The organism is Thermoanaerobaculia bacterium, from assembly GCA_035593605.1.
In the GTDB taxonomy this organism is placed as follows: domain Bacteria; phylum Acidobacteriota; class Thermoanaerobaculia; order UBA2201; family DAOSWS01; genus DAOSWS01.
Genome location: DAOSWS010000028.1, coordinates 11,421 through 24,960 on the forward strand (window position 1 = coordinate 11,421; position 13,540 = coordinate 24,960).

The following is a 13,540-nucleotide window of genomic DNA, read 5'->3' on the forward strand; positions in this document are numbered from 1 at the left end:
TCGCAGGTATGCTTCTTTTCTGTGTGACGATTGTGGCTGGAGATCGATCAGAACCGTCAGGGAAAATCCAGCCTCCATCATCCCATATTCTGCTGATCACGATCGACACCTGGCGATGGGATTACCTGGGTGTCAGTGGATCCGGGAAGGTAAAGACGCCCCATCTGGATACGCTGGCACGGAACGGTCTCTATTTCTCCCATGGGGTGACCCCGGTTCCTCTCACGACCCCCAGCCACGCCTCAATCTTTACCGGATTGCTCCCTTTTCGGCATGGAATCCGGATCAACGGTCAGGCTGAACTGGCTCAGAGTTTCGACACGCTGGCGGAGCTTTTATCCCGGGACGGCTATACGACGGCGGCCTTTGTCTCCTCCTTCACTGTAGTAAAGGAATTCGGCTTAGACCAGGGATTTCAGACCTATCGGGACGAGCTTCCATCCGGGGAAAACACGGGAAACCGCTATATGCGGCAGGTTCGGGGAGATGTTACGCTGGGACGTTTTATTGAATGGTACCGAACCCACGGCTCGAAACCGAACTGGTTTGTCTGGATCCACTTTTACGATCCCCACGCCCCCTATGCAGCACCGGATACACCCTCTGGTCTTCCCGTGGCTGAATCCTACGGGAAGGAGGTTGCCTGGGTCGATCAGCTTGTCGGTCAAATTCAGCAAATCCTCGGAAATGACCCCTCCCTGACCTGGTGTATCCTGGGGGACCATGGAGAGGGGTTGGAGGATCATGGCGAACGCAGGCACGGCCTCTTTGTCTACGATGAAACGATTCGTATTCCGTGGATCCTTTCCGGAAAGGGCGTGCCGGAAGGTCAACGGGTGGATGACCTGATCCAGACTGTGGATCTACTGCCGACTCTCCTGGATCTCAAGGGAATGGCAATCCCGGCCGGCCTGGACGGGCGGTCTCTTTTCCCCTACTTGAAAGGGGAATCTCTTGCGGAGAGGCCAGCCTATCTGGAGTCCTATCTCGGCCGCCTCGAGTATGGAATCTCTCCCATCCGTGCCATACGGACCGACCAGTGGAAGTGGATCGATGCGCCCAGGCCGGAGCTCTATAACCTTACTTCCGATCCCGGGGAGAAGCAAAACCTGCTGGATCCGAAGGCGGAAATGAAACGATCGGTTCCACCCGTTCTTCGCGCCTACCTGGCCTCCCTTCCGCTCGAGGAGCCGGAACTGTCCACCGTTCCCCTGGACCGGGAGGCGCAGAAAGCGCTTCAGAGCCTCGGGTACCTGGGTGGGAAGGGCCAGCTGGGGGCTGAAGCAAAAAACATCACGATGGATCCCAAGGATCTTCTGCCCTGGATCCTCAAGCTGGAAGATGCACGGGATGCCTATGAAAAGGGAGAGTATAACCGGTCCATCCAGTTCTTCAAGGAATTCTTGGAGTTCTTTCCGGATGCTGTGTTCATGAATAACGAACTGGGTATGGTCTATTTGAACTCCGGTCACGTCCGGGAAGCAGCCCGCCTATTTGCAAAGGTCCTGACCCTCAATCCCGAGGATGTTGACGCACGACTCAACCTCGGGGGCTGTCTGGTGTACATGGGAAGATTCAAAGAAGCACGGGAACAATTTGAGGCTGTTCTGCAGAAGTTTCCGGATGATCCGGACGCCCTCGTGAACCTTGGATCGATCTGTTACGAAATGGCTCCGGACCCGGAATGCATGAAGAGGGCCTGGGGACATTTTCTTGAAATTGTTCCCGATGACCCGGAATCCGATACGATCCGCACCCTGGTTCAAAAGGGAAAAGTCAAAGAAAAAAAGGCGGATAAGCTTCAGGAAAAGACTCTCCAGACTCCATAAGCGGTAAGGGCTGTGACTATCAGCCCGAAGAGAAAATATCCCAGCCCTTCCGGGGAAAAACCGATCTGAAGAGGGTTGTCGCAGTCGTACCTGGGTTTCAGAGCACCCAGAAAGACGGCGGTAAGCGCCAGGATCCAGGCGAGGAGAAAGACAATCCCGAGAATCGTGATCGTCAGGGTGAAGGGAGGGTGGAGGAGAACAGCCACTCCGATGGTCAGCGTCAGGCTGAGAATGGAAAAGAGGGTTCCGTAAGTAAGACTTCGACCGAGTTCGTGAGTCCAGCGGGACAGGGGATGGACATCCAGAAGCCACCGAGCCTCTCCGTCAAGGGAGGGGGCGGGAAAGGCAAACCGTACGCCAAGGGCGGCAATGATAAAACCAGTCAGAGCCGTGTGAAGAGCCATGACCAGGTGGATCGAGGCCGGGTCGATCATGGGTGTCAGAAGATAGAGGTTGTAAAAATAGAGGACCAGCAGGGCGAGCATGAGCGCCACCTGGCTGAACCGCATCGGGTTTCGGATCAGGGAAAGCCATTCCCGCACCATGTGGGCCAAGACCGGTGGATGGGTCGCAATCCTGGATGGGCGATGTTTCACTCGATCGGAAACCTGCTGAGCCCGTTCCCAGGCCCGCTCATAGAGCCATCCATGGGCGACGAGGGCAGCGATAATCGAGGCCAATGCGGTAATCTCCAGATATCTGAGGGCATCTGAAAAAGGAATTCCAAACCGGCTTCCGGCGACCGCCCGGGCAAACCAGCCCGCAGGAGTAGGCCCCGTTTCCATCTGGCCTCCCAGGATCCCCAGGAGGGCCTGGGGCGAGGTGAAGATCATCTCTGGTCGCAGGGATCGGAATGACAGGACAAAGAGTGCGCCGGATACGGCCAGTGCGACGCCAAAGAGGCGATTGAGGGTGGCAACACGGAAAAAGGAAGCCAGAAGCAGGGTTAAAAAGATACCCAGGCCCCAGGCAGATAAAAGAAATACCAGGAGTGCATAGCCTGAAGAGACCAGATATGAAACGCCACCGACCTTGTAAAAGACAGGCAGGGCAATGATCAGAATGTACCCGGATGTCGTGAAAAAGATTGTGAATCCGGTCAGACGGAGAAGATGAAATCGCCCGATAGGATGGACATGGTAAAAGTTAAGGTGACGGTCCCCGAAGAGGATATTCAGGCTTGAGATCGAGTGGGAAAGAACCAGGAGTGGGAAGAGGGGAAGAAGAAGCCTGTACGTCACCTGGCCCAGAACGTTATAGGCCATTCGGGGAGAGACCAGTTCGAATCGATTCAGCATCTCCGCCAGTTTTCCCCCTGTCCACAGGACTCCGGCAAGAATGGACAGGAGGAATGCAACCCCGAGGATCGTCCGCACTGCACTGTCCCGAGGAGAGAGTCGAAAACGGTTTTTCGCTGCTCGAAGCTGAATCTGGAGCCCCGTCCACTCGGGGAACATCACGAGCCGGAATCCTCCCCGGGTGGTTCTGTCCGCAGTGTTTCGAAGAAATTCTCAAGGTTGCTGTTTTCGGATATTTCTGAAGGTTTCCCCCTGGCTCTTACACGACTCCGATCCAGAATCAATACTTCAGTGGCAATCTCCTCCACGAGTACCAGGGTATGCGTGGAGATGATGACGATTTTTCCCTGATCGGAAGATTGCTTCAGGAGTCGCTTCACCGTCATCTGTGCGTAAACGTCGAGGCCCACCATGGGCTCATCCACAAGAAGGAGAAGTGGGTCATGGTAGAGGGCAAGCAGAAAGGCCAGCTTCTGTCGCATACCGTGGCTGTAGGCCGCAACGGGACGATCCATGACCTCTTTCAGGTCCAGCTCATGGATGAGATGATCTTCGCGATGTGGATTCGGAGGCATTCGCCGGAGTGATCGGGAGAGATCGAGGTGTTCCCGTCCGGTCAGATAGGGGAAAAAGTGGGGTTCTTCCGGGATGTATCCCAGTCGTTTTTTAATGGAAATGGGGTTTTGAATGATTGAGATTCCGTCCAGAGTCAGATCCCCGCGGTCCGGTCTCAAAAGCCCGGCGATAATCTTCAGACAGGTACTCTTCCCGGCGCCGTTGGGCCCGAGAAGCCCCAGCCGACAGCCCGCATCGGCCTGAAATGTAATATCCCGGAGGGCCGTTGTGCGGCCGTAGGACTTTGAGATGTTGCCCAGAGTCAGGGCGGGACGTATAATGGTCTCGTGAGCTTCGTCCATGTTTCCGCCTGTTTTCCCGGGGTTGACCGGTCCCTCGATGAACATCTTTGGCTCCTTCATGCGTGCTGGCCCGATATCGCGGGTGAGGCCGCATCGGGTTCTTCGCCGGTCACGGTAAAGCGCGGAACACTGACAGTGGAAGTCTGTGACGAGGCGTTTGCCCATTGTATCAGGAAAGGTCGAAGGGAAATCATTAAGGCTGCAAATTCCATTCTCGGAGCCGAGGCCATTCTTCGTCTTCGCTGGATTCAGAGTGACCGGACCACGACCCGACCCCCAACGATCCAGGCTTCTCCGCCTGACCCTGAGACGTTAGAAATCGCTTCGGTAATTGAGGATGAGGAATTAAGGGAAAAGTTTATCCGGATTCTCTGCCTGCATCAGAAGAGGTCTTCCAGGCCCTGATCCGATGAACGCGCCGTTCGTCCGCTGACAGGACTTCGAACTGCCAATCTTTCCAGACAACCACTCTTCCCGCTGCCGGGAGTTCGCCTGTCGTTCCGATAATATATCCGGCGAGAGTTTCGTAATCGCCCGTCAGCGGAATGTCGGTCTTTAATCGTCGGTTCACCTCGTGGATGGGAACAGAGCCTTCAATCGAGTAGCTGCCGTCCTGAAGGCGTACCATGGTGCTTGGTGCATGGGCGTCATACTCGTCTTCGATCTCTCCGACGATTTCCTCGAGGATGTCCTCGAGGGTGACGATCCCCACAAAGGTACCAAACTCATCCACGATAACGGCAAAGTGAAAGCGGTCCCGCTGCATTTCCTTCAAAAGATTCAGGACTCCCTTGGACTCCGGGATGTATCGAGCCGGGTGAAGAATAGCGGGCAGGTCCTTTCGTTCTTCCGAAAGCAGATCTTTTGCGTGAAGAATCCCGATAATGTCATCTTCATGCCCCTTGTATACCGGCAGCCGGGAAAACCCTTCCCGGATAAAGAGTTCACGGGCTCGTGGCAATCCATCCTCTGCGTTGAGAAGTATGACACGGGGACGGGGAACCATGACTTCCCGAACTTCCATGTCTTTCAAAACCATGATGGATGAGAGCATCCGGGCCCGTTCCTTGGGGATCTTTCCCCCGTGAGAGGCCAGGTTTATGTAAAAAAGAAGATCCTTTTCCGTTAAGACTTCATCCGCCTCCGTTTCCTTTAAAAAGGAAGTTACACCCAGACGCAGGGCAGAGGAGAAGGGGAGGAAAAGGTAGTAAAAGAGGGTGATCAGAGGCATGACCAGGGGAGCCATCTGGACGGCGTAAAGGCGGGCAAAACTTTTCGGGGTGATTTCTCCGGCGACCAGGATGATCAGGGTCATAGTCCCGATCGCGATAGCTACGCCCGAGCTTTGAAAGATTTTTTCCGCCGCGACGGTTGCCAATGAGGCTGCGGCAATGTTTACGATATTGTTCCCGATTAGAATGGTGATCAGGGTTCGAACGGGATGATCCCGCCATAATATAAGGCTTTTATGTCCCCGTTCCTGGATCAGGCGTTCCACGGTACTGGGGGGAAGAGTGGCAAGAGCCGTCTCCGCGGAAGAGAAGAAGGCGGAAAAGGCAATGCAGAGGCAAAGGCCTATCAGCAGCCAGGGATCCATGGGTGGGTTATACTATAGACTGCAAAACTTTTCAATGATTCTATCGTAATATGCTACGAGATGAAGATCTGGTCCGGCTTGCCCTGGAAGGCTCTCCTGCGGCATTTAACGTACTGGTGGAGCGCTACCAGGTTCGTCTCACCCGGTTTTTAATGCACCGGGTAGGTAACCCGCACGACGCGGAAGAACTGGCTCAGGAGGCTTTCTTGAAGACGTACATGGCGCTTGATCGATTTGACCCGCAATACAGGTTTTCCACCTGGGTCTATCGGATTGCCATCAATCTGTCCATCGACCACCTGCGAAAGAACCAGGCGGGAAAGATGGAACTGAATCCGGAACAGCCCGATCCTCTTTCGGACGCATCCGACCTTCTGGAAACGAAAGAGCGTTTTCACGAGTTCATGCATGCCCTGAGACAGCTCCCGGAAGAATTCCGTCTGCTCATCGAAATGCGCCACTTTCTGGAAATGTCCTACAACGATATGGCCGAAACGTTGGATTTGCCGTTGGGGACGGTTAAAAACCGTCTATTTCGAGCCCGACAGGCCCTGCTGGCTCTCGTGGAGGAAAACCATGAATCCGTGCAGTGAAGAGCGCCTTGAGGCTATGATTCTGGCCCTGGATGAAAGACGACCCTTCACGACGGCGGAACGGGAACACCTGGAATTGTGCCCGGATTGCCGCCGTATAGTTTCCTCGCATACAAAACTCCAGGATCAATTGACTTCCTTTTCCCGCGTCCCGGTTAGTCCTCAGGCCGCCCCCCATTTCCCCCGCAGGGTGCCCCGCTCGGAACGATTCTCCGTCTTCTATGCGTTTCTGGTTAGTTGTGTAGCCCTGGTCGCCACGGCCTTTACCATCCCGGAAGGGCTTCTGCAATCTCTGCGAATTCTAAAGATCGGATGGGCGGTCTCCAGGACTCTCTCCTCCCATCTCACAGGTTTTTCCGGTACAATGATCCTGGGGCTGACCATTCTTCTTGCCGCCGTAACCTATTTCATCATGCGCTCCCTTGCCAGATTATGGGTAAGGCGCTGATTCTCTCGTCCCTCCTTCTCTTTCCCGCGATCCTCTTTGGCGGTTCGGATGTTTTCAGTGTAGGGACTCCCGTGACGCTGACGGAACCTACCAAGGGAGACGTGACTGTCTTCTGGGCCAGTGCGGATGTCAATACCCGGGTCAAGGGAAACCTCACCGTTGTGGGGGGGCCCCTTATCCTGGGTGAATCCGCCGTTGTAGAGGGTGATGTCGTGGTGGTTTTCGGAGTGTTGACCGCATCGACCCGGGCGATCGTGACCGGTGAGAGGGTAACCGTGGGAGCGACACTCTTCACCGGCGCGGAGCAGCTTTCTCCCAAAAGCCTGGTCTTTCTCCTTCTCCTCTGGCTTGCTCTGGGATTGGCGCTTCTTGCGGGTTTTCCTCAGCATGTCTCCCTTGGCGCCCAGCTCGTTCTGACTCATCCCGGGCGGGTCCTTTTGAGTGGGATTCTCTTCCTGGCCTGCGGATCGGTCATGCTGATGCTGGGATTTCTCCTTTCCGGGCTTTATATCGGGTTTCCCGTGATCCTTCTGGTTGCCTTTTCCCTGATGGGAGCAAAGATCTACGGCTGTACGTTACTGATCTATGCCTTCGGCAGGATCCTTGTCGGGGAGAAACATGCTCTTATCACCTTTATTTCGGGTATCCTGCTCATCTTTGCCCTCCGCCTTATACCCGTTGCAGGGCCGGTTATCTGGTCATTCCTGACCCTTCCCGCTCTGGGGATTACCCTCCTGCAGGTCACGCGCTCACGCGTCCATCGCCGTTCCCTCTTTTCTCCGCCCGTCCTGATCCGCTCCTCCTGATTCCCCTCTGATCGATCCGGAACAGCTGTTCCGTTGTCACGGAAAGAGCGCCGTGATCTTCTTCGACCCTTCCGCACACGAGGTAGGGACCCCTGCCGTCCAGGAGATGGGCGTATTCCCGATACACCCGGGGAAAAAGGGTCGCGGCGAAGGTGTCGCTTTCATCCTCCATGTCCAGAAAGGCCATACCTTCTCCACTCTTTTTAACCCGGGTCCGTTTGGCCGTGATGAGAATACCGGCCACTCTGACCCGTTGACCTGCATGGCTGGAGAGTTCAGCGGCGGGCAGGCAGCCGGCCGGTCTCCCGATAAGAGCCATGGGATGAGCTTCCAGGGTATATCCAAGGGCATCCCACTCCCGTCGGGCTCTCTCCAGGGAGGTTTCGGGAGGAAAGGCGGGGATGTCGGCGGGAAGGGGAAACGCTTCGGTATGCTGCCCGTTGCGGGAAAGTCTCAGATGCCAGTGCAGAACCCTGGGATCGGGGTTCAGATAGGAGCATCCTCCCGCGTTGATGAGCGAGATTACGGCATCCCGGTCCGCCCGGGTCCGGCGCAGGAAGTCGTGTAACGAAAGAAAGGCTCCTCCCTTATCCCGTTCATGGACAATGCGTCGGGCCAGTTCGTTTCCCACGCCCTTTACGCAGGAAAGCCCCACGCGCAGGGTCGTCCCGTTTCCCACGTAGTGAACCCGGGCCCGGTTGATATCAGGAGGGAGAAGGGTGAGTCCCAGGCGCCGGGCTTCCGAAATATAAGCCAGCGGAGGGTAAAATCCGCCCCCGTTGGAAAGGACGGCGGCCAGGAACTCGGCGGGGTAGTGAGCTTTAAGGTAGGCCACCTGGAAGGAGAGGGTGGCAAAAGCCGCGGAGTGGGCCTTGCAGAAGGAGTATCCGGCAAACGAGGCAATCTGGCGGTAGAGTTCCTCTGTGACACTTCGATCCAGCCCCTGAGCCCGGCATCGCTCGAGAAAGAGAGCACGGGTCGCCTCCATGGCTTCCCGCGAACGCAGCTTTCCGCTCATGGCCCGGCGGAAGAGATCGGCTTCCCCGAGTGTCATTCCCGCCAGATCGTGAACGACCCGGATTACATCTTCCTGGTACACCATGATACCGTGGGTCTCTCCCAGGAGTTCGGAAAGACGGGGATGGAGATAGGTGACGGAGGCAGGGTCGTGATGGCGGGAAATGTAGGCAGCCATCATGCCGGACTCTGCGACTCCAGGGCGAATGATCGAGGAGGCGGCGGTCAGGGCGGGGAAGTCTTCCACCCGGAGCTTCCGCAGCAGCTGGCGCATACCCGGGGATTCGATGTAGAAACAACCGATGGTCCGCCCCTCCCGGATCAGAGATTTCGTGGCGGAATTATTGCTGACCGTTGCCAGTGTCAGGTCGATCGGTCCGACGCCCTCTCCCTTCAGCTGGGCCAGTGTGTCAGGCAGCACGTCCAGGGACCGGTTTCCCAGAATGTCCAGTTTCATCAATCCCATTGCTTCCACGGGACCCATGTCGGGCTGGGTGATGATGAGTCCGTTTGCGGAACGGGTGAGGGCCAGGTGGTGCGTCAGGGGGTCGGGAGTGATCACGACTCCGCCACAGTGGATTCCCCAGCCCCTGGGGGTTTCGGCAAGGCGTTCGGCTAGAGGAATAAGTGTCCGGAAGGGTTCATCCCGGAAGGGGAGACGTCGGCATTCGGGCCGCTTTTCCAGAGATTCCCGGAGATTTCCGGCACGTACGTGGGGGAGGCGTCGGCAGAGGCTTGAGAGTTCACGATCCGAGTAGCCCAGGGCCTTTCCGGCCTCCCGGAGGGCTCCTCGACCTGCGAAACGGGTAATCGTAGAAATCATGGCCACGCGTTCCTCGCCATAGCTGTCGTAGATGTACCGGAGGATCCTGTCCCGTCGGGACGTTCCGAAGTCAACGTCGATATCGGGAGGGGAGGTTCGTTCCGGGTTGAGAAAGCGTTCGAAGTAGAGGTCGTAGCGAATGGGATCCACGGGTGTAATCCCGAGGCAGTAGCTCACGATGGATGCGGCGGCGCTTCCGCGGCCCAGGCAGGGGTACCCCCATTCCCGGGCCTGGCGGACGACATCCCAGACGACCAGGAAGTAGTCGGTAAACCCGAGCCGCAGAATCACCGAAAGCTCATGGTCCAGCCGCTGAAAAGCCCGTTTCCGGGCGGCCACATCAGGATAGAGATGAGGCACTTTCCCTCTGCATAATTCTCGAAGAAGGCCCGGGGTATCTTCCGGGCTGCATCCGGGGAAGCGGGGGAAATACCGTTGATCGAGGCGGGGAAGCCAGGAGGATGCTCCGGCCACGTCCAGGGTGGTCTGAAGTTCTTCCGGCGGAAAGAATCGTTCCATCCTGGAAGGGGTGAAGAGAAAGTGCCATCGTTCTTCGTGGCCGAGGGGCGGAAGTTTGCCGACAGTGGTTGCGTTTCCGATGGCCTCGAGGAGCCTGAGATGCCGAATGCTTTCTCCCGTCGGGCTGTCCCGGCGCACCAGGGGAGTGGCGCAGCAGGAGAGGTGGAGAGAAGAAGCGATGCGTCGAAGTTCAATATTCCGGGATGAGGCAGGGCGCAGTTCGACTCTCAGGCGGTCCCGCGACACCATCCGATGAAGGGGAGGGAGGAGAGCAGGGTCGTGAACGAGGACCATGCATCCCGGTGCCGTTCCAATGAGGCTGGGAAGATCGTTCCCGCCATAGATCTGCCGCGCTGTGGAGATCTGGTTGAGGGTTCGATATCCTTCCTGGTTCATGGCGAAAAGAATGGCGCGGCAGTCGAGGCAAAGGCCGGGAATGGGCTGAATGGAGTGATCGGAACAGGCCCGGACAAAGGGGATGAGGCCGGCCAGGTTGCTGTCGGTCAGAGCTGCGGCCGGGAGCCCCATGCCCGCGGCACCTCGGACGATCTCTTCCACCGTGAGGAGGGAACGGTAGAACGAGTAGTGCGAATGGACGTGGAGGGGTGCGTAGGTCATGCAGTTCTACGATAAACGAAAATTATACGAAAGTAAAGGCCGGGAATCGAGAATCGGCCCTGCATGTAATAATTTCAGTGAGTCCGTACCTGGAAAGGTTTTCAGCGCCTCGCTACGATTTTTACCGCATTATCTGGGATAATGAAGTTATGGATCCTGCCGACCGCAGGCGCGTTCACGAAATCGTTGCCCAGTGGCTTGCCATGCTGCGCAGTTCCCGTCTCTACGGCCGCGAACACCATACGGTGGAAGAGCTGGTGGAACGATTTCATGAAATTCTGCAGGGTTACCTGGCGGATCGGGGTGTCCTGGAAGTTGAACTGGATCGGGAAGGCGCAAAATGGAACGGGGTTACCCTCGTCCGGACGGATGAAACCAGGGGAGATGCCCTCTTCCGGCTCTTCAGCGACGGAATCCGCCTGATTACCTTTGAACGGGGTGTCACCCCGGAGGAAATTCAAAAGATTGTGTGCGCCTATACGGTGGATACGGAGGGTATGGAATTTTCGGACCATGATACGGCTACCCTCCTGTGGCAGGAATCCCTCCCCCATATTCAGATTGCCGTAGTGGATGCCTTTCTTCGATTTGCCCGCCATCGTCCGGGAGAAGAGGGGGAGCATCTGATGGAGGACACGGAAAGCTGTGTGGAGCGAATCCGCCGTCAGGATCCTCCAGCCCTTCCCACGGGCCTTGTTCCATCAGATGAATCGATCTCCCTTCAAGGGATTGCTCCAATTCCGCCGGAAGCCGGAAGCATTGCGCTTCCCTCCTATACGGAAATCCGGGAGGGGGCACTCTCCCACCTGCTCTCCATCCTCCTTTTGAACGTTCAGGCGGTCGATCCCGAATTGAAACGCAGGGCCATGGAAACGTTCTATACCATCCTTCACCTTGTCCTGCGGGCGGCGGATCTGGATCCGATCATCCGGATGCTGGATGCAATCCAGAAGCAGAGCTCGGAGCTTCTTGAACCTTTCATCAACAAGTTGCACGATCCTCAGATCCTGCAGCAGCTCTCCGAGGCCCTGGAGAATCAGCACGAATGGAAAGAAAGGACGCTTGCCTTCTTCCTGAACCGGCTGAATTCCGAGGGAGCACAGGAAATGGTCATGAATCTTTTGAAGTGGAAAGGAGAGAATGCCGTCCGGGGGCAATCGGTTGTAAAGACATTTCTGACCTTTCACGATGAAATCGTTCTTGAACTTACAACCCGGATCTATGCCGACACCTGGAAGACCTTTGAGTCCCTGGTTCGAGATCTTCCAGTCTGGCCGGAGGTCAAAAAGCGGATCCTGACCCATCCCCATCCCGTAGTCCGAACACGTGCCCTTGAACTTTCAGAAGATCTCTCCGCCGATCTTCTGAGTGCCTTCCTCTGGGATGAATCAGAAACGGTACGGTTCGCGGCCCTGGAACGTATCGGGGCTGAAAACCGGGCCGATCTCCTGGATGATCTCCAGGTTGGAATTCTTCAGAAGGAGTTTGACTCCAAAGAGCCCCGGGAAAAGGAAAAATGGTATATCATCACGGCCCTGGTCGGGCGGGACGCCGCCCTCTCCTTCTTTATGGAGATGTTCGAGCGCCGATCTCTTCTGGAGATTGCAGCGGGGGATGATCGGCAGGTACTGGCGGCCCGAGCCCTTGCTGTCATTGGTGCCCTTGAAGCTCTTCCCCTGCTGGAGAAGGAAGCGGAACGGAAGATGAATCCTCCGGTTCTCCGGCAGGCCTGCCGGGAAGCCGTCGCCCACATTCGCAGAAAGACAGGAACATTTCATGGCCGTGAACCTTCATGATCGTGAACTGATTCTCCGGTTCCACGGTCTCCTTCGGACGACCGAAGTGTATCCTCCGGGGAATGTGACCCTGATTCAGGCCCGAAAAGGTTTTCTGGAAGTCCTGAAAGAAGCGGGAGAAAAGGACGGCTCACCTGCGGTCAGGCTGGACCGGATTCAGGACCATTTTATGGTCAACGGTCGGATTGTGAAATCGGATCTTGCTTCCTTTACAGCTTTCAGCCGTTTCCTGGTGATGCTGAAATGGGTCGGGATTACCGGAATCTCAATGAATGTGCAACTGACCGATGAATCCATGGACACTCTGGTCCGCGCGATCCTTCACGATGCTCACTCTCGGGAAGAAAAACGGATCCTGCCCACTCTTCATGTCGAAGGCGCAGAACTGGAACGGGAAGGAGATGCCCCCGAAATTCGGGATTCCCATGCCCATGCGGTCAATCTGATTGAAATGGCGGCACGGTTGATTGTCGCCCACGGCCGTTTGCTGAACGACCTGGTTCAGGGACGCCATGTCGACGGTACGCTTATCCGGCGAATGGTCCAGGAACTGATCGACAGTCTGGCTCCCATCAATAAACCTGCTCTTATACTTCTTTCCGCTTTTGCCGACGATGAAGCTCTCGCATCCCACGCAGTCTGTCAGGCCTTCCTCACATCCCTTCTCTTTGCCGACCTCGACATTTCCCGCGAGGTCACACAGAATGTCACGATGGCCACTCTCTTTGCCCAGGTGGGGAATATGCTGGTTCCTGCGGAAGTATTGAAAAAGCGAGGGGAATTGAGCGAAGAAGAAAAAACCCTTCTGTCCAGCGTTCCCCTCAACTCCCTTCAACTCCTTCTTTCCATGAAAAATATCGGACCATCGGGAATTCTTCGTCTTATCGCGGCCTATGAAACACGCCGTCCGGTTCCATCTTCCCACCCTTACGTCGCCCTGATCCAGGTGATTTGCGATTATGAAGCCATGGTCAGCCACAGGAGTTACCGTCTGGCAATACATCCACGGGAAGCCATTCAGGCTCTCGATCAAGGCAGGGGAGCTCGGTACGCTTCCTATGCGGTCGATATTCTTCTCCGATATCTTGGGCCATGGCCGCCGGGAAGCACCGGGCTGCTGGATGACAAACCTGCCGTTGTTCTGGATGAGAAACGTTCCGCCATTTTTGTTAATGGAGGGTGGAACATAGTTCCAGCGATGCCGCAGACTGCCATACCTCTGCACCGTTTTCCCGTTAACCCCGCCTCCGCTATGACGGTTCTGTAATCATCTTGCCCG

Annotated in this window: 11 protein-coding genes; 7 read left to right on the forward strand and 4 right to left on the reverse strand. The window is 56.3% G+C overall.

The window, feature by feature from the left end; all coding sequences use genetic code 11:
* Positions 1-23: 23 nt before the first annotated feature.
* Entirely contained in the window at positions 24-1,829 is a 1,806-nt protein-coding gene (locus PLD04_12595; protein ID HXK69168.1) for a sulfatase-like hydrolase/transferase, read from the forward strand.
* Here PLD04_12595 and PLD04_12600 read toward each other — a convergent pair.
* Positions 1,802-3,286, reverse strand: a complete 1,485-nt coding sequence (locus PLD04_12600) for a hypothetical protein (GenBank protein HXK69169.1) — start codon at positions 3,284-3,286, stop codon at positions 1,802-1,804. The two genes, PLD04_12595 and PLD04_12600, sit on opposite strands and share 28 nt — an antisense overlap.
* Positions 3,286-4,044, reverse strand: a complete 759-nt coding sequence (locus PLD04_12605) for an ABC transporter ATP-binding protein (GenBank protein ID HXK69170.1) — start codon at positions 4,042-4,044, stop codon at positions 3,286-3,288. Before PLD04_12605 ends, PLD04_12600 begins: the two co-directional genes overlap by 1 nt.
* On the opposite strand from PLD04_12605, the gene PLD04_12610 reads away from it, so the two are divergent.
* Complete coding sequence (locus PLD04_12610; GenBank protein ID HXK69171.1) at positions 4,030-4,449, forward strand: DUF721 domain-containing protein; 420 nt, start codon at positions 4,030-4,032, stop codon at positions 4,447-4,449. The two genes, PLD04_12605 and PLD04_12610, sit on opposite strands and share 15 nt — an antisense overlap.
* Here PLD04_12610 and PLD04_12615 read toward each other — a convergent pair.
* Positions 4,403-5,641 (reverse strand): hemolysin family protein, encoded by a 1,239-nt coding sequence (locus PLD04_12615; GenBank protein ID HXK69172.1) that lies wholly within the window; start codon positions 5,639-5,641, stop codon positions 4,403-4,405. The genes PLD04_12610 and PLD04_12615 overlap by 47 nt on opposite strands.
* A gap of 50 nt (positions 5,642-5,691) precedes the next feature.
* Between PLD04_12615 and PLD04_12620 the strand changes: the two genes are divergently transcribed.
* From PLD04_12620 to PLD04_12630, 3 genes are read left to right on the forward strand one after another with little or no spacing between them, the layout of a single operon-like run.
* Positions 5,692-6,234: a sigma-70 family RNA polymerase sigma factor gene (locus PLD04_12620; GenBank protein HXK69173.1), complete on the forward strand. Its 543-nt coding sequence runs from the start codon at positions 5,692-5,694 to the stop codon at positions 6,232-6,234.
* On the forward strand, positions 6,218-6,682 hold the full coding sequence (locus PLD04_12625) for a hypothetical protein (GenBank protein ID HXK69174.1): 465 nt from the start codon (positions 6,218-6,220) through the stop codon (positions 6,680-6,682). Before PLD04_12620 ends, PLD04_12625 begins: the two co-directional genes overlap by 17 nt.
* Positions 6,667-7,488: a hypothetical protein gene (locus PLD04_12630; GenBank protein ID HXK69175.1), complete on the forward strand. Its 822-nt coding sequence runs from the start codon at positions 6,667-6,669 to the stop codon at positions 7,486-7,488. Before PLD04_12625 ends, PLD04_12630 begins: the two co-directional genes overlap by 16 nt.
* Here the strand turns inward: PLD04_12630 and PLD04_12635 are convergent.
* Positions 7,424-10,465 carry a DNA polymerase III subunit alpha gene (locus PLD04_12635; GenBank protein ID HXK69176.1) on the reverse strand — a complete coding sequence of 1,014 codons (3,042 nt, stop codon included), beginning with the start codon at positions 10,463-10,465 and terminating at the stop codon, positions 7,424-7,426. The two genes, PLD04_12630 and PLD04_12635, sit on opposite strands and share 65 nt — an antisense overlap.
* Before the next feature lie 149 nt (positions 10,466-10,614).
* Between PLD04_12635 and PLD04_12640 the strand changes: the two genes are divergently transcribed.
* Positions 10,615-12,261, forward strand: a complete 1,647-nt coding sequence (locus PLD04_12640; GenBank protein HXK69177.1) for a hypothetical protein — start codon at positions 10,615-10,617, stop codon at positions 12,259-12,261.
* Positions 12,242-13,528: a hypothetical protein gene (locus tag PLD04_12645; protein ID HXK69178.1), complete on the forward strand. Its 1,287-nt coding sequence runs from the start codon at positions 12,242-12,244 to the stop codon at positions 13,526-13,528. Before PLD04_12640 ends, PLD04_12645 begins: the two co-directional genes overlap by 20 nt.
* The last annotated feature ends 12 nt before the right edge of the window (positions 13,529-13,540 follow it).